Below are 16,944 nucleotides of genomic sequence, written 5' to 3'. Positions count from 1 at the left end.
AGACGGCGATCACCCGTGACTGGACGGCGATCACGCGACACTGGCGTCAGAACCAGTGCAGGCAGTGCGGGGAACGTTCGGCGCGGAAGAGGGCGTCGGCGAGCGCGGGCGCGTCCGGGCGGTGGGCCCGGATGTTCCCGGCGCGGACGAGCAAGCTCGGGGCGGTTCCGCCGAGGTAGATCGACCCGAGGTCGCTGACGTCCAGGGACAGGTCAGGTTCCCGGTCCGTCGGGACGCACTCGGCCGCACCGTCCCGGACGGTCAGCAGGTAGCGGCCGTGCTCGCCGAGCGCCGGGTCGTCGACGTCGAGGACGAGCTCGCCGTCGGTGAACCAGCCGCGTGCGGTGAGCGCGCGAGGGATGTCCAGCAGCCGCACCCAGAGCCAGTCGGTGTCGCCGCTGACCTCCCCGGCGCGGAAGTCCGCGAGCTGCCAGCGCAGCGGATGGTCGGGTGGGCACTGCTTGAACACGGCCTGGGTGATCAGGTCGTGTTCGAGTACGAACCGGGACAAGGCCGTGGAGACCGCGTCGTCGGCGGCGATGGTTTCGTCGACCGTCAAGGTTCCGGGTTCGGTGCGCGAATAGCTGGCATACCCGTCCGGGACACCGTCGGCGTCACGGTGAACGGCGACGTAGCGCGGCGCCGTGGAGATCGGGGGCTGCCCCGCCCCCGAGGCCCACCATCGGTGCGGACGCGACAGCGCGCCGGGCCGGGTGCGGCGGTACCGGTCGTAGACCTCTTCCAGGATCTCGCCGCAGTCGGCACGACGCAGCAGTTCGATCGCGCCGGGCGCCGTATCACCGGCGGCGAAGGCGGCCCCGCGGCGCGGCACCGTCAGCCGGTGGGTGTAGGTCGCCGGTCCGTAGCCGAATCTGCGGTAGATCAGGGCCTCCGAGGCCAGCAGCACGGAGAGGATCTCACCCCGTGCCCGGAATTCGGCGAGCTGATGCCGCATCATCGCGGTGAGCACGCCCCGGCGCCGGTGCGTCGGCAGGACGCCGACGGCGGTCACCCCGGCGGCCGGGACGATGACCTGACCGGGGAGGGTGAGCTCGAAGGAGTACGCGGCGGCCGTGCCGACGGGCCGTCCGTCCGCCGTCACGGCGAACAGGCCGCGGTCCAGTTCGAGGGCCGACCAGGTCTTGAGCGGAGGTTCCGGAAACTCCGCGAAAGTGGCGAACATGGTGTTGACGAAGACGTCGTGGTCCTCGTGGGTGGTGGCACGGATCTCCATCGGCACAGTGCATCGCCGCCCCGTGGCCGGGTCAAGCGTTTTGTGGGGCCCGGGCGCAGGACGTCGCCAAGCTCGGCGATCTGGTGGCGCGACACGTCGGCGGACAGGATCGCCCGCGACCCGGGGAAGGCGCCGGGCCGCTGGTGCGGTTCGACCGGCACACTCGCGTGCGTCAGGCGGACCGCGTAGTCGATGTTTCCGCGCCACGGGTTCCGTACGCCAGGCCGCCGACGCCTTGCACCTGCACCACAGCGTCGCGCGGCGGCTCGCGCAAGTCGGGAAGAGCCTGGCCGTCGACCTGAACGAGCCCGGCGGACCAGGGCCAGGATCACCCTCGCGTGGCGCCTGCTCGGCGAGTGAAGCACTACCTAATGATCTTCGCCGGATACTCAAATAACGTCCACAGCCGTCATGGAAATAAATAGGTAGCCCACGCAAACTTTCGTCGGTGTTCGGCTTCCGTTGGCACGACACAGAATCAGCGCGTTGGTCCCCACTGACGCGGCTGTGCATCGGCCGCAGAAATGAGTCGGAACATGCGACTGCGCTCCCTCGTCCTGCTGGCAGGCACCGCCTTCATGGCGCTGCTCGGCTCGACAGCCCCCGCGACCGCCGCCGAGCCCTCCGGCGCGCAGCCGATGATCATCGGTGGCCAGTACGCGCAGAGCGGTCCTTGGGCGGCCCGGCTGTTCGTGAACGGCCAGCAGAACTGCAGTGCGACCATCATCGCGCCGCAGTACATCCTCACCGCGAAGCACTGTGTCGCGAGCAGCGGCAGCTACACCTTCCGGATCGGCAGTCTCGACCAGCAGAGCGGCGGCACCATGGCCACCGCGTCGACCATCACCCGCCACGCGAGCGCGGACCTCGCCATCGTCCGCCTGACCAGTTCGGTCAACGCCACCTACGCGCCGCTCGGCACCACGAGCAGTGTCGCGGTCGGTCAGAACGTCCAGGTGTACGGCTGGGGCGCGACCAGTCAGTGCGGGTCCGAGATCAACTGCCAGTCCCGCTATCTGAAGGTCGCCACCGTCCGGGTCAACTCGGTCAACTGCAGTGACTACAACGGTGGTGTCGCGGTGTGCGCGAACCGCGTCGACGGCATCACCGCCGGTGGTGACTCGGGCGGCCCGATGTTCTCCGGCGGGCGCCAGGTCGGCGTCGCCTCGACCAGTGACCGGTCGAACAACACCGCCTACACCAACATCACCCGCTACCGCCCCTGGATCCAGCAGGTCGCCGGCGTCTGACCCCCCTGAACACGGAGCCCTCCCCGGCGCGGTCGGGGAGGGCTCCGTTCATGGTGAGGAAATCACCGGCACGGAAAAGCGCTGACTTATTTGTCATCTGATACGCAAGTCCGGGGCGATCGGCGCATAATGTGGCGGTCGGCGCCGGTGGGTCGGCGCCGTGGACCTTGGGAGGGGGCCAATGGCGCAATCGACGCAGGCTCTCGACCGCACGATCGTCGTCGTGGACGTCGAGGGCTTCACCTCCCCGGATCGGAACCCACTCGATCGGCTGGCCGTGCGCCAAGGCATGTACGAGGTGCTGAAGACCGCGTTCGGCGAGAGCGGTGTCGACTTCGATTCCTGCGCGCGGGAGGATCGCGGCGACGGCGCGTTGATCCTGCTACCGCCCGGCACGACCAAAAGCCTGGTCGTCGACCGATTACCGGACCGCATGTCGGTCGCCCTCGTCCGGCACAACCACACGCGGACCCCGCAGGCGCAGATCAGGCTGCGAGTGAGTCTCAACTCCGGCGAGGTGCTGAACGACGGGAACGGATGGGTCGGCGAGGCGGTCGACACCGCTTTCCGCATCCTGGACGCCCAGCCGGCGAAGGACGCGTTCGCGAAAGCCGGTGGAATGATCGCGTTCATCGCGTCGGAGCGGTTCTTCGGCGACGTCATCGCGTCGGATCCGGGCCTGCTGCCCGAGTTGTACCGGCCGATACCGGTTTCGGTGAAGACCTTCACCGGAACGGCTTATTTACGACTACACGGTGAACTCGCCGCACCCGTCCCGAAACCGCGCCCAGCCGAACCCGAACCTCTCGCCGACCGGCTTCCCGTCGACTTGAACAGCGATGTTCTCGAGTTGATTCCGCGCAAGGAGCTGGCTGAGCTGCACGGCCGCTTGACCCGAATGGATGTCCCCCATTTGGCGGTCATGATGAGCCGAGCGCTCGGCCCCGGCATTTCGGTGCCCCGGTTGGAAAGCGGTGCCGACGCCTGGGACGTGTTCTGTCTGCTCACCGATTTCAACGCGGGCCCGGACGGAATCCCGCCCTCCGTGACATTCCTGAGACTGCTGGCCGAACATGTCGGCGGCGGGGTGGGCGCTATGCTCCTCGGCTGGATCGACAGCCAGGCACGTTCGCTGCGCCTCGTGCCCGCGCTCGACCATCAACGGCGGACCAGGCCACCCATTCCGGAAAACCCCCATCTCCATTTGATGATCATGCTGGAACCGGTTTCCGCGGATCCGACCCGGTGCACTCTCGCATTCTGGCGTCAAGATGACCCGGAAGTGTGGCCCCCCGCACTGGCGGGAGTCAGGGAAATAGCGATAGACAGGGTCGAGTTCGAGGTCGATGAAGTCATCTTAGAGACTGAAGGAGTCTGGTCCGGTCAGAGTGTGTCCGCGTCGGTGGAATTCCTGTTGCCGCGCACCTTGATCACCTTGCCGGTGCAGCGGTGGTCCAAGGAACACGGCACGGGCAGGCCTCAGCCGCTGCGGTACGGGTACCAGCTGGGAATAAGATCACTGGAAAGGATGCGGGCGAAGCATTGGCATCGCGAATGGCGCGTTCGCTGGGACTCGATGGGGAAAGACCCATCACCCGACCGGCTGCATTATTCCGGCTGCGCGGAGTTCGAGGATCACCCGATCGACGCGATTCTGAGCAACGAGCACTGGGTCGGGCTGGTGCTGGCGAAACCGCCGTCAACCCAAGTGGAACCGGCTGCCGCGCCGGACGAGTTGACGAGTGCCCTACGCAGCGGCCTGCCGGTGATCCTGTGGCATCCGGACGCCGGGCCGGAGAGCCTGCGCGAGCTGCTGGACTGGGTATTGGCCACCCGGCACGGTTTGCGGGAACTGCCACAACGCCGCAAACTCGCCAATTCGGGTGCTGCCGTACCGGTCAAGAAATCCCTGGCTCACGATCTGGTGGTAATGTGGGACGACCCGGATCGGGTAATCGTTCTCGACCAACCGTTGATCCCGGCTCGACCGTAGGGGGAGACCGCGGATGAGCGTGAACGACCAGGACGCGACCGTGAAGGGCCGGACGACGCCCCGGGAAGCCCCCGACTGGTGGATCTATCGGGGCACCGGCAGGCCGATTCACGACATCGACCTCGCGCAGATCCTTCCGGCTCCACCGCCGTGGCGTGCTTATCGCGGGGACCCGCCGGAGCACGACGTGCCACCACCGGACGACGGTGAGGTGGAGCGCCGTCTCGGCACCGCGTTCACCCTTTCCGAGCAGGACGTGAACGTCGGCGAACTCAATCTGGTCAACGCCGCGCTGTTCCTGCGGCGTCCGCTGCTCGTCACCGGGAATCCGGGCACCGGGAAGTCGAGCCTCGCCTATCGGATCGCCAGGGAACTGGGTCTCGGGCGGGTGCTGCGCTGGGCGATCACCAGCCATACCGCGCTGAGTTCCGGGTTGTACGGCTACGACGCGATCGGCCGGGTCCAGGCCGCGGCGACCGAACAGGCCCAAACCGGTGAAGAAGCGGAAGAGCCACCGATCGGGGATTTCGTCCGGCTCGGCCCGGTGGGAACGGCGTTCCTGCCCAGCAGGTTGCCGCGCGTGCTGTTGATCGACGAACTCGACAAATCCGAAGCCGATCTGCCCAACGACCTGCTGTCGATCTTCGAGGACGGCGAATTCACCATCGAGGAACTGGCGAGGGCGCGCAACCGGCACCCCGAGGTCATCGTGCACACCGCGGACCCGCAGCGCACCGCCGTCGTCCGTGACGGCCGCGTCGCCTGTCACGCTTTCCCGATCGTCATCATGACCAGTAACGGAGAGCGGGAGTTCCCGCCCGCTTTCCTGCGCCGATGCCTGCAATTGCGGATCGAGAACCCGGATCACGACCAGCTCGCGGCGATCGTGGCCAGTCACCTGGTCGGCGAGGACGGCGAACACCGTGACAGCCTGATCCGCGAATTCGCCGAACGGAGCAAGGCCGAAGGCGGCCTGCCCACCGACAGGTTGCTCGATGCCGTGTACCTGGCCACTTCCGGCGCGTACCAGCCGGATCAGGAGGCATGGCCGCGGCTGGTGGATGCCCTCTGGCAACGACTGACGGTGCGGTGACATGGGTGGGCCGGGCGGTGCCCCCGATTCGCGTGCCGTCCGGGCAGCGGCACGGGCATCTGACTTTCCCAGTGATGCCAAGCGGTTCGAGTTCGAAGACCTGAGCTGGACCGATGTCGCGGACATCGTGTGGCTGGCCGCGGCCATCACCCCCGCGCGCCCGCCCGCACCCGTTGCCGCCGAGGAGCCGGAGCCCGCCCCCGGGAACGACGTCCGGATTCGCAACCAACCTCCGGAACGCCGGGGCGATCCGCCGACCGCGCCGAGCGAACTTCAGGCCTCCGCCGTCCAGCCGGCAGGACAGGACGAAGGGGACAGCGACGCGGAGATCGGCACCGTACCCGCCGATCTGCCCGAACCGACGGTGGACAGCACGGGAACCGGTGGTTCCGCGCTACCCGAGTCGCTGAAGTATTTCCGTGCGCTGAGAACCTTGAAACGCGAGACCGTCTCCCGGCGATCTCATTCGGTGGTCCTGGACGAAGAGGCGACTGCCGTCCGGGCAGCCGAGACCGGACGGTGGTGGCCGGTCACCCGATCGAAAAAAGAACGCTGGCTGGACTTGACGCTCGTCGTGGACAACGGCCCTTCGATGGCGTTGTGGCACCCCCGCGTGTCGGCGTTCGTCGAATTACTCGACCGCGTGGGTGCTTTTCGCACCATTCAGGTCCGCTTGTTGGAAACCGCGAAGGACAATGGCCAGGAGGATCTCGTTCTCCGTGGTGGCACGCCCGGCGGGCCGGCCCGCGACCCGAACGAGATCCTGGACTCCTCGGGGCGGCGCGTCGTCCTCCTGCTGACCGACGGGGTCGGCGATGCCTGGCAGAAGAAGGACGCGCTGTACCCGATTCTGGCGCGTTGGGGCCGTACGATGCCGGTGAGCATCGTGCATCTGCTCCCGCACTGGCTGTGGGGACGCTGCGGCATGAGCCCGCGCAAGGCCCGGCTGCGGGTGCCGAACGCGCTGACCCCCAACGACCGCTGGGGCCTCGACCTCGCCGACGCCTGGCTCGAACCCGGTTCGGCGGTGCCCGACGGCACCGTGCCGATACCGGTGCTCGAACTGCGGCCGAGCGCGCTGGCCTGGTGGGCCGGGCTGATGACCGGCGAAGACGCCGGCGCGGCCGAAGGCACGGTCGTGCTCACCGCGGAACGGATTTCTCACTCCGAACCCGATGACCCGTCGGTAACTTTGTCATCTTTCGAAAGGGTTCGGCATTTCAGGAGCGTGGCGTCGCCGCCGGCGCTACGCTTGGCTCAATTGCTCGCGGCCGTACCGGTCCGCCTGGACGTCGTCAAGGTGGTGGGACAACGCTTTGTGCCGGAAGCGGGTCTTGAGCACCTCCTTGAACTCCTTGTTTCGGGCATCATGTACTCTCCCGGACTTAAGGAAGGGCAGTCCACTTGGGACAAAGGTGGGCTCTTCGCCTTTCCCAAGGCAGTCCGTGAATTGTTGCTCAGTGGCGCGCGGCGTTCGGAAACGGCGAGCGTCGTACGAGTGGCGGCCACTCATTTCGGTGAACGGATTCCGCTGCTCGGCCACCTCCGAGACGCTATCGCCGACCCGCACAACACGCCGGATCCGATTCTTACCCACGAGTCGTCGGCCGACGTTGAGCTGGAGAGCGCGCTCCTGCGCGCTCTCTCGGGCCCGTATCTATCGCGGGCCGATCGGATACAGCGGCAAGGGCCCCCTGTATTCGAACCCGGATCGACAAAGACCTCAATCGAGACTGCGAGCCCCAAGATGCCTGAGCTGGCCGAAAAGCCCCCCGCTTCGACGCAACGGACGGAGGGGCGTTCGTCCCATCTCGGCGAACCCGATTCGAATGAACCGACGACGAGGATCGCGCATCCCTCCGCTTCGGATACGGCCCGGAGCTTCCCGGCACGTCAGGCCGACGACCCGCCCTTGGTATTCGGGAACGTGCCTCCGCGCAATCCGAACTTCACCGGCCGTGACGAACTTCTCGAGCAGCTCACCAAGCGGTTGAGCAGCGGCACCACAGCCGTGCTCCCTTCGGCATTGCACGGCCTCGGTGGTATCGGCAAGACCCAGATGGCCACTGAGTATATTTATCGACATCTGCAGGATTACGATCTCGTTTGGTGGATCGACGCCGCGCACACCACGCAGATCCGGGCAGGCCTCACCGAACTCGCCGGGATCCTCGGCCTCCAGGGCGCGGCTGAGGCCAACGTCGCGGTACCGGCGGTGATCGAGGCATTGCGGACCGGGCGGCCGTTCCGCCGCTGGCTTCTGATCTTCGACGCGGCGGAGAGCCCGGAGACCGTGCTGCCGTTCTTCCCGCGCAACGGTCCCGGCGAAATCCTGATCACGTCGCGGAACTCCGACTGGGCGGGTATCGCGCGCCCGTTGGAGCTGGCGGTGTTCAAGCGTGCGGAAAGTGTCGAACTGCTCGGGCGCCGCGGGCCGGAGATCGACCCGGCCGATGCCGACGAACTCGCGGAAAAGCTCGGCGATCTGCCCTTGGCCGTGGAACAGGCGGCGGCTTGGCGCGCGGTGACCGGAATGCCGGTGCAGGAGTACTTGCGCCTGTTCGACGAGTCGGTCGAGGAAATCCTCGATACCGCCTCGGCGCCCGACAACGAGGTTTCCGTCGCCGCGGCGTGGAACGTCTCTTTCGAGGAACTGAAGACCCGCAACCCGGCGGCTCATCAGATCCTGCACATCTGTGCTTTCTTTTCCCCGGAACCGATTTCGCGTGATCTGCTCACCGGAGTCAGCCGGGTGTCGATTTCCCCGGAACTCGACGCCGCGCTGCGTGACCCGATCAAACTGGCGCGCGCCATCCGTGACATCAACCGATACGGCCTCGCCAAGATCGACCACGGCAACAACACCCTCCAGCTGCACCGTCTGGTCCAGCTGGTCCTGCGTAACCGGGTCATGGCCCGTCAGGTGCACGCGCGGATGCAGCACGGCGCCCATCAGCTGCTCGCCGCATTGGACCCGAACGACCCCGAGTCCAGCAGGCACTGGTCGCGCTACCGTGAACTGCTGCCGCACGCGTATGCGGCGAAAGTGCTGGATTGTGACGACGACTGGCCGCGTCAGCTCCATATCAACCTGATGCGCTATCTGTTCGAGTACGGCGACCACGAAGAAGCGGCCCGGCTCGGCCTCGAAGCGCGAAAGAAGCTCACCGTCACCCTCGGCCCCACTCATCCGCAGACACTCGAAGTGTCATCGAGGCTCGGTCTCTATCTCTGGGCGATCGGCCGGTACGCCGAAGCCGCGGAGCTCAACCAGCGCACCCTCGCGTTGCGACTTCAAATATCGGGCGAAGAGAACGAAGAGACTTTCGCGCTCCAGCGGAACATCACGATCGATCTCCGCGCACAGGGTGACTTCGCGGCGGCGACCAAACTGAGCGAAGAGATCTACCACAAGGCCAAGCGCATGTTCGGCGAGGACGATCCGGAGACGCTCTACGCCGCGTACCAGCACGCGATCAGCCTCCGGCTGGCCGGCGCCTACCAAGAGGCCCTGGAACTGGATCGGGACACCCTCAGGCGGCGGATCGAGGTGCTCGGCCGGGACCATGTCCGCACCTTCGGGGTCAACAGCGCGCTGATCGTGGACCTGCGTGAGGCGGGCGAGTACGGCCAAGCCCGGGTCCAGCAGGAAAGGCTCACGGAGAACTTCTACGCCCGTTTCGGCGCGGACCAGCTGGACGCGACCGGCAACACCCTCATGCTGTCGATCACCCGGCGGAAGGACGGCGACCATTTGGGCGCGCTCAGCCTGTCCACGGAAGCCCTCAAGAGGTTCCGGCTCGCCTATGGTGACGACCACGCCACGACGATGGCCTGCGCGCTCGCCCATTCGATCGACCTTCGTCATTCGGGTGATCTGGCAGCGGCGAAGAAGCTCGGCGAGCAAACCTTCGAGCGGTACCGGGGTGGTCTCGGCGAGCATCACCCGCACACTCTCGCGGCCAACGTCGACCTCGCGGTGACGCTGCGGCTGCTGGGCGACCCGGCGGCCGCCCGCGTCCTCGACGAGCGCGCGCTCGAGCATTTCCGCAGCACCATCGGCCCGGATCACCCCTATGCCGTCGTCGCCACGATCAACCTGGCAAGTGATCTCGCGGCATTGGGTGAATACGACAGGGCGGTCGAACTGGGACGGGACGCTGTCGAGCGTGGCAAGCAGAAGCTCGGGGAAGACCACCCCTCCGTGCTCGCCGCGGCCTTCAACCTGGGACTCGACTTGGCCGCTCTCGGCCGGGACGAGGAGGCCGCGCCGTACCGTGACCCGATTCTGGTGAAATACCGCCAGGTTCTCGGCGAGGCCCACCCGGGGACGCAGGCGGCGGGCCGCGGCACCCGTGCCGACTGCGACATCGACCCGATGTTGATGTAGGTCAGCCCGGGACGAGTTGCCCTATCCACGAAGCGAGCTGTTCCACGGTCGGGGGCCGGGGGACGGCTCTCAGCTGCCGGTGGACCGCACGGACGAGTTCGGGGCAGCGCAGCAGGGCACGGGCGGCGGGATGAGGGCCTCGCGCGGAAAGTGCGAGGCCCAGCCCGACCAGTGAGGCAGGCCGGTCCGGATCCGTGGCCAGTTCCTGTCGATAGCCCTTGATGGCTTCGAGGTAGTCACCGCCGGTGTAGGCGAAATCCGCGGCGGTGGCACCGGGTACCGCCGGTGGCCGTCCGCCGGGCGGCACCGGTGTGTCGTCGGACGCCAGCCGGATCAGGTCCATCCGGGCGTGGGACCAGCTACCGTCCGGTACCGGCGTCGGGGGAAGATCGGTGGCGTCGAGGGTGGCGGGTGGCCTCGGTCTGCCGCCGAGCCAGGCGGCCACCAGCTCCGTGACCACGGACGGGTCCGGGCGCAGGTGGCGGGCCCGCCAGCCCGCGAGGTGATCCCGGCGGGCGGCCGTGGCCAGCGCGCTCGACTCCGACGGCACGGGCTCGTCCCGCCAGGGGCCGAGGCGTCCGGCGATGTTTTCGAGGAATCGTCGCCCGGCGACGGTCAGCGTCGCGTCCGTGCGCAGGACCTGGAGAGTGCGCCACGTCTGCTCGCGCCAATACGCGAATTCGAAGCCGGAGCGCCGGGAATTCCGGCCCGCCTGGTGCAGTGCACGCCAGAACGCCGTGACGCCGAAGTAGGCGTAGACCCCTTGCAGAGCGCCGCTCAACGGCCGCGGATCATCCCGCCAGGCCACGTAGATCCGTTCCCGTGGATCGGTTTCGTACAGCTCGACGAGGTGCAGCAGACCGCCGAGCACGATGTGCTGGAACTCGTGGATCAGGGTATCGGCGAGGGAGGTGCCGTCGGCGGGAAGGCCGACCACCGCGCTTCCGAACGCTTCCCCGGTCGAGGCGCTCGGATTCCGGAACAGCACCTGCGGTTTCGGTACGAGTGAAGCCAGCCCCACCGGCATGATCCGGGCCAGGCCGGGCAGATGCGCGGCGATCAGCCGACAGGCCTCGTCGATCAGCCGTTGCCAATCCGCCAAATCCTTGTCCGGCAGTCGTTCCGGTGGAACCGGCTCGTAGAGTCCGCGATAGGGATCGAGATCGTCCAGCCACAACGAGAACCGGTGCACGCCGACCTGGCTCCGCACCCGCCGGATTCCCCACCAGCCGGGCGCGTCGGCGTCCGGCGCACTCGGCAAGCGCACCGTCGTTTCGCCGTTCGAGACGAAGTAACGGCCGTTCACGCCCCGGACGACGGCCGAAGAAAACGGTTCGCTAAGGGGAAATCCGGCCATCCCGAGGGACGGGAGCATGGCGTTGCCCTGCCAGGCCGGGATCGCGGTTTCGAAGTCCAGCTCGGCCCGGATCGCCGCGGCCGCCGCGATGGCGTGCGCGTGCCCGAGGTGCATCCACAACGGACCGACGCCGTCGATTCCGTTGCGCATCAAGCGAGTCGTGTAGCCCGCCCAGCTACCGGTGTACGGATTGGTGAGGATCCGGTTCACGGCCCGTGGTGCTCTTGCTTCGGCACGTGCGAGGAGTTCCCACGCGGAATCCAGTGGAGGCAGCGGACCCACGTGGTCGTCGGTCTTGGAGGCTTCGGTCAGCAACGCGTGGATCAGCAGTTTGCGCCGGCTCCGCTCGGCCCGTCGCAGACGGCGCGCCATCTCCTCGTCGCCGTCAAGGCGCGCGAGTGCGTCGAAGTCTCGCCACGACAAGCGGTGAAACACGGGGCGAGACCCGGCTGGTGGCGACATCAGTCGATCCGTTCACCGCCCCCGGTGCCGGCGCTTCTGTAGCGCGCGCGGACGTTGGTGGTGCGTTCGACGACGTGGTGCGCCGAATGCCGGAAGGCTTCACTGTCCAGATCCCGTAACGCGGTGAACGAGACCGCGTCGAGATCGATCAACGTGGATTCGATGTCCGGTTCCGTGCTTGCCGAGAAAGAACTCATCGTGCCGATTCCCTCCACCCCGTGAAACGGTTGCGAGAGTTGAACCTTGACCAGGATAGCCGAGATTTCCCGGCTGTTCAGGCCTCTTCTGCTGGTGGCGGCCGTCCGGCGGCCAATTCTCGGAGTGCGCGAGGGCGGGTGATGGTGACGCGCTGGCGCGCGGTGCGCACCACGCCCAGCCGCCGGAGTTCTTCGAGGCCGCGGATCAGCGTGCTGCGGGAGACACGGGCGAAGCCGGCCAGCTCCCCTTGATTGAAATGGAGAACGACCTGTTTCTCGTCCGTCCAGTCGAGGGCGTGCTGGAGGGCCAGTTCCAGGAGCACCGCCGCGAGGCGTTGCGGGAAATCCGGCCCGCCGGACTCGAGGCGCAGCCGATCCGACTGTTGCAGCCGGATCGCCGCGGTCCGGAAGATCTCCTCGGCGATGCGCGGCCGGTCGCGCAGCACGCCGAGGAACTTCTCCCGCGACACGACGAGGGTGTGCACCTCGTCTATCGCCGACATGGTGGCGGAACGGGGGAGTCCGCTGATCGGCGCCACTTCGCCCACGATTTCCGCGGGGCCACGGGCGGCGAGCGGGGCGTCTTCGCCGCGATAGTTGGTGGCGCTGATCTTCACCCAGCCGCGCAGGACGACGAACATGCTCGTGGGCGGGCTGCCCTGGAGGGCGAGAATCTGGCCGGGGCGCCACACCTTCAGATGGCCCGCGCCGCGGAGAGCGGACTGCTCGGCGGGCGTCAGTCGTCGCCAGATCCCGTACTCGGTCATCCTGGCGCCGTCGGGCTCACGGGAATCGGCTCGGCGCTGTGTTCCATATGACGCATCAGTCACTCCCCCGACTCGTCAGCATGGTCAGTGGGCAGAACGACCCGGAAGTTTCGAACCGCAACCGGTAATTGTGCCAGGCGAGAGGTGACTTCACCAGGCCTCGGCCCGGCGACGGGGGAGGATGTCATGCGCAGTGCCGAAAGTGTCATGGGACGGCCGAAGGATCACCGCCACGAGCCGGCCGGAGAAAATCTGCGGACGCCCAAGGCGTTCGGGCGAAGGCCGGCTTTTTTCGCGCCGCACCCGCCGCTGATGTCCGGCGGGTGGTACCAGGGCGCCGACCACGAGGTCACCGGCCCCGGCCGGTACCCGGTTCCCCGTCCGCCTGCCAAGTCCGTGAAGGCGGCATTGTTGTGGGCCCTGTTCTTGGGGCCGTTGGGTCTTTGTTACGTGTCGCCCGTCGGCGGGCTGATCGTGACGGCGGTCGCGGTCACGGTGATCGCCTTCGGGGGAGCCTCGATGGTGGCCGTGATCTGGCCGCTCGTCATGGCGCTCTCGCTGACGGCCTTGTCCCGGCGCTCCGGGAACGGGAAATAGGCGTCCGGCCGATTTCGGCCGGATGAACCGGGTGGGGGCCGCTCAAGGGGGGCGGCCCCCACCGCGGTGTCGCGTCTTGTTGCTCCGATCATGCAGCCCACCGGCGGAACCCTGGTACCGAGTAAGCGACTATGTTTCCTTCTGATCGGCGGGAACCTCGCTTGCCTACGCGATCGACGACCAGTTCATGGCCGACGTCGACCACAGCTGGTCCGGCGGCCACCGGGCGTGGAACAAGGGCCGTCACGACGCTTGGTGCGGCGCCAAGGGTGTCCGGTCGCTGACCTATCACACGCGGTTCTACCACGAGCTGGCCGACGCCTTCACCGTCTGCGACGCCTACCACTGCTCGGAAACGGGACCCACCAACCCGAAGCGGATGTACCTGTTCACCGGCGAACTCGGCTTCGAACCGGACGGCAGGACCCGCGCCATCGGCAACGACGCCTGGCGGCACACCGGCTACACCTGGAAGACCTACGCCGAGCGCCTCCAGGCGGCGGGCCTATCAGGAATGGGACAACTACGGCGACAACTCGCTGGACTACTTCAGCGGCTTCCTCGCCGTCGGCACCAAAGCGCTGTCGAAGGTGAAGGACTCCGCGGGCAAGGCCTTCCCGAAGCTGGAGTACTTCTCTTACACGCTGGACTCCGCCTCGGCCGCCGTCCAGGGTGTCGCGAAAGCCACTTTCGGGACATCAGACGTCTCGAAAGTGGCTTTCGCGACACGACCACTGGCCTGGCTTGTATCATGGACTTGATACAAGGGAGGCTGATCGTGCCGTTCGACAACATCGTGGCCGTGGCCCTGTTCATGGGTTTGATCGGGCTGGTGATCCTGGTCTTGCTGTGGCCGGGCGAAAAGCAGGGCAAGAAGGTGCTGCGCCGGTGGGGCGTCGACGATCCTTCGCCGTCCGATGTCACTGAAGCCGTGCGTTATCTGCGGCGCCGCCGGTTCTGGTATCCCTGGCTCTTCCTCGGGCTGCCGGTGCTGGCCGATCTCACCGGAATTCGCGGCGACACCACGTCGTTCTTCCTCGCCACGTTGCTCATCGGCGCGCTGATCGCCGAGGTGCTGGCCCAACGGCCGCGAAAGAGCGCTCGCCGTGAGGCCGGGCTGGAGCGGCGTGGGGTGCGCGGGCTCATTCCCGTCTGGGGTCTGGTCACCTACGCGGCGATCGTCGCGGCGGCGGCCGCCTGGCTCGTGGTCCATCAGTGGTGGGGGTTGCTCGGGGTCGCCGCCGCGGTCTCGGCGGTCACCTGGCCGGTCATCCTGCTCGCGGTGCGCCGACCGTCCACAGGGGACAGTGCGGCGGACGGCGCGTTGCGGGTCCGCAGCGCGCGGGTGGCCGCGGGGCTGGGCCTGGCCGCCACCGTGACACTGGCCATCCCGGACGTGACGAACCTGGCCTCGTGGATCCTGGTCGTCGCCGGGTTCGCCGGCTGGTTCAACCTCGCCCACCGATCGCGGGCCGAAACCGCCTGATGCCGCTCAAGGTCGTCGTCGACACGGATCTCGGGGTCGCGCCGTGGCGGCAGGTCCGGGACCAGATCGTCCGGTTGATCACCGCCGGCGCGCTGGCGCCGGGTACCCGGCTGCCGCCCATCCGGCAACTCGCCAGGGATTTGGCGCTGGCTTCGGGCACGGTGGCCCGGGCGTACCGGGAGCTGGAAGAAGGCGGCTGGGTGCGTACCGCCCGCGCCAAGGGCACGGTCGTCGCCGATGCCGCCGAGCGTCCCGGGAAGGCCGCCCTCCTGCGGGCCGCGGCGGACGAGTACGCCCGCGCCGCCCGTGAACTCGGCGTCGACCGTGGCGCCGCGCTGGCCGCTGTCGCCGCCGCGCTGGACAGAGCTTGACCCGGCGCCCGCCGACTTGCGCTTTCCGTCGGTGGACTGGTACGAACTCCTCGCCGTCACCCGGGGAGGGCGACCAGGTTGAGAAGGAACAGCGGTAGTTTTGAATAAGACTTTGAGCATCCACGTGGGTGTCTTGGTTTGGCCGATGTCATACGCCGCCCTGATTCATGGTGGAGATTTCGATCGGGTGGCAGGTGGGATCCGTGGATGAGCCGCTGCAGAAAACGGTCGTCATGGTCGACGTCGCGGGCTTTGGCGCAGGGAGTAATCCGCATCAGCTGACGGTGCGCGAATGGCTCTTCTCCACTCTCGAAGAGATTTTGGGCGAAACAGGCCGTTCGCTACCAGGTTTCTCCCTTGATGAACGAGGCGACGGCGCACTCGTCGTCATTCCGCCCACCGTGTCGGTGCTTCAGGTAGTGCGTGTCTTCACGGTCGATCTTGCTCGTAGACTGCATGAGCGGAACAAAGATCGCCCTGCGGCGGAGCGGATCGCCTTGCGGGTGGCTGTTCATGTCGGGCTTGTGCATGCTGATCCGTGGGGCTCGGTGGGATCTGACGTGAACCTCGTGTCCCGTCTCGAAGGTTGCAAAACCTTCCGGCGAATGATGCGGTTGCTTGAGGCCGAGTTCGGCGTGATCGTTTCCGGTACGATTTTCGAGCAGGTCGTCCGCCATCGCTATGAGGATATCGACCCAGGCATCTACCGACAGATATCGGTCTCCAATAAAGAAACTCGTACGCGGGCATGGGTGGCGTTCCCCGGCGTCGACTCCCTGAGCTGGCGAAAGAGCCTAAACAGGCGCCGAAAAAGAACTTTTTTCTCGGTGACCGCAGTGGTCGTGGTGGCCGCAGTCGTCGGAGCGGTCTTGGTTACCGCACCCTCGGCGCCCGAGGGCGGCCCCGCTTACCAGGTTCCGTTCACTGCTCAGGCGGACTATCTGCTCGAGGGATATCCGCAAGCCGTTCACCCGGACCTGCTCACCCCGGACGATATTCCCGGATCGAGGCGTTGCCGGGATTTGGAAGGTGCCGTCGTCAGCCGGGGTGGATGGTTCGCCAGCGGGACACCGGTGCGGCTCACGCTGATCGGACTCGGCAAGCGGACGGTGGTGATCCGCAGTATGCAAGTGCAGGTCGTGGAGCGGGCAAAACCCGCGACCGGAACAGCTTTCGCCTGCTCCAGATGGATTGATGCCAGGCTGAGTATCCCGCTCACCGTGGACCTTGACGGCACTGACCCGCGGGTGAGGAATTCGGCGGAGTCGGTGAATGGGTCGCCCTCCTACTTTGCCGACACCGTGGTAGAGCTGGCTCCAACCGAAAGTGTCACCTTCGACATCAATCCGGTCGCCAAGGATTGCGCGTGCGGCTGGATGGTGAAGCTTTCGTATACGGATGAAGGACAGGGCCGAGAAATGGAGATCAAGGGAGAGTCAGGGCAACTGCTCCGTACCTCGTCGGTCCTGGCCGCTGGGCAGGAATACATCGAAACCGGAGGTGTCTGGCGGCGTTCATCGTAATGGTCGAAGTTCCTCTCCTGCCGCTGCGCTGGTCGCCGCCGCGCCGGATCCAGGTCGGGCAGAAGCCGGGCCTCGTTCTCCAGATGGAGCACGAAGACCTCGTCCACGACCTGGCGCTGGCCTATCCGCTGTGGTTCCACGGCATCGACCGCCTCGCCCCGACGTCGGCCAGACCCTCACCGGCTGGCAGCTCACCGGACTCGCCGTCGCCCTCACCGCGCTGA

13 protein-coding genes are annotated in these 16,944 nt (G+C 67.0%); 9 read left to right on the top strand and 4 right to left on the bottom strand.

What is annotated here, in order from left to right:
* Positions 1-46 precede the first annotated feature (46 nt).
* Positions 47-1,234: a GNAT family N-acetyltransferase gene (locus tag BS329_RS14345; protein ID WP_076160656.1), complete on the bottom strand. Its 1,188-nt coding sequence runs from the start codon at positions 1,232-1,234 to the stop codon at positions 47-49.
* A 536-nt stretch (positions 1,235-1,770) separates the two neighbouring features.
* On the opposite strand from BS329_RS14345, the gene BS329_RS14340 reads away from it, so the two are divergent.
* From BS329_RS14340 to fxsT, 4 genes are all read left to right on the top strand, one after another.
* The gene (locus BS329_RS14340; RefSeq protein WP_076160654.1) at positions 1,771-2,484 is read left to right on the top strand and encodes a S1 family peptidase; all 714 of its coding nucleotides are present in this window, start codon (positions 1,771-1,773) and stop codon (positions 2,482-2,484) included.
* Positions 2,485-2,665: 181 nt separating this feature from the next.
* Complete coding sequence (locus tag BS329_RS14335) at positions 2,666-4,477, top strand: VMAP-C domain-containing protein (protein WP_076160651.1); 1,812 nt, start codon at positions 2,666-2,668, stop codon at positions 4,475-4,477.
* 13 nt (positions 4,478-4,490) lie between these two features.
* On the top strand, positions 4,491-5,570 hold the full coding sequence (locus tag BS329_RS14330) for an AAA family ATPase (RefSeq protein WP_076160648.1): 1,080 nt from the start codon (positions 4,491-4,493) through the stop codon (positions 5,568-5,570).
* 1 nt (position 5,571) lies between these two features.
* Positions 5,572-9,960 (top strand): FxSxx-COOH system tetratricopeptide repeat protein, encoded by a 4,389-nt coding sequence (fxsT, locus tag BS329_RS14325; RefSeq protein ID WP_084749695.1) that lies wholly within the window; start codon positions 5,572-5,574, stop codon positions 9,958-9,960.
* A 1-nt stretch (position 9,961) separates the two neighbouring features.
* Here the strand turns inward: fxsT and BS329_RS14320 are convergent, their stop codons facing one another.
* The 3 genes from BS329_RS14320 to BS329_RS14310 form a co-directional block, all read right to left on the bottom strand.
* Positions 9,962-11,740, bottom strand: coding sequence for an aKG-HExxH-type peptide beta-hydroxylase (locus BS329_RS14320; RefSeq protein WP_244197151.1), 1,779 nt, complete (start codon positions 11,738-11,740; stop codon positions 9,962-9,964).
* 38 nt (positions 11,741-11,778) lie between these two features.
* Positions 11,779-11,976 (bottom strand): hypothetical protein, encoded by a 198-nt coding sequence (locus BS329_RS14315; RefSeq protein ID WP_208619211.1) that lies wholly within the window; start codon positions 11,974-11,976, stop codon positions 11,779-11,781.
* Between the two features lie 77 nt (positions 11,977-12,053).
* On the bottom strand, positions 12,054-12,743 hold the full coding sequence (locus tag BS329_RS14310) for a Crp/Fnr family transcriptional regulator (RefSeq protein WP_076160640.1): 690 nt from the start codon (positions 12,741-12,743) through the stop codon (positions 12,054-12,056).
* 312 nt (positions 12,744-13,055) lie between these two features.
* Between BS329_RS14310 and BS329_RS14305 the strand changes: the two genes are divergently transcribed.
* From BS329_RS14305 to BS329_RS44545, 5 genes are all read left to right on the top strand, one after another.
* Positions 13,056-13,340 (top strand): hypothetical protein, encoded by a 285-nt coding sequence (locus BS329_RS14305; RefSeq protein WP_244197150.1) that lies wholly within the window; start codon positions 13,056-13,058, stop codon positions 13,338-13,340.
* Between the two features lie 187 nt (positions 13,341-13,527).
* Positions 13,528-14,826, top strand: a complete 1,299-nt coding sequence (locus BS329_RS44550; RefSeq protein ID WP_244197149.1) for an alkaline phosphatase family protein — start codon at positions 13,528-13,530, stop codon at positions 14,824-14,826.
* Positions 14,826-15,197, top strand: coding sequence for a GntR family transcriptional regulator (locus tag BS329_RS14290; protein ID WP_076160634.1), 372 nt, complete (start codon positions 14,826-14,828; stop codon positions 15,195-15,197). Before BS329_RS44550 ends, BS329_RS14290 begins: the two co-directional genes overlap by 1 nt.
* A gap of 203 nt (positions 15,198-15,400) precedes the next feature.
* Positions 15,401-16,720: a nucleotidyl cyclase domain-containing protein gene (locus BS329_RS43855; protein WP_167480012.1), complete on the top strand. Its 1,320-nt coding sequence runs from the start codon at positions 15,401-15,403 to the stop codon at positions 16,718-16,720.
* On the top strand, positions 16,720-16,944 hold the full coding sequence (locus BS329_RS44545; RefSeq protein ID WP_076160627.1) for a hypothetical protein: 225 nt from the start codon (positions 16,720-16,722) through the stop codon (positions 16,942-16,944). Before BS329_RS43855 ends, BS329_RS44545 begins: the two co-directional genes overlap by 1 nt.

The organism is Amycolatopsis coloradensis, assembly GCF_001953865.1.
Lineage (GTDB): Bacteria > Actinomycetota > Actinomycetes > Mycobacteriales > Pseudonocardiaceae > Amycolatopsis > Amycolatopsis coloradensis.
The sequence above is the reverse complement of the archived record's forward strand: the minus strand, read 5'-3'. Positions and strand labels throughout refer to the sequence as shown.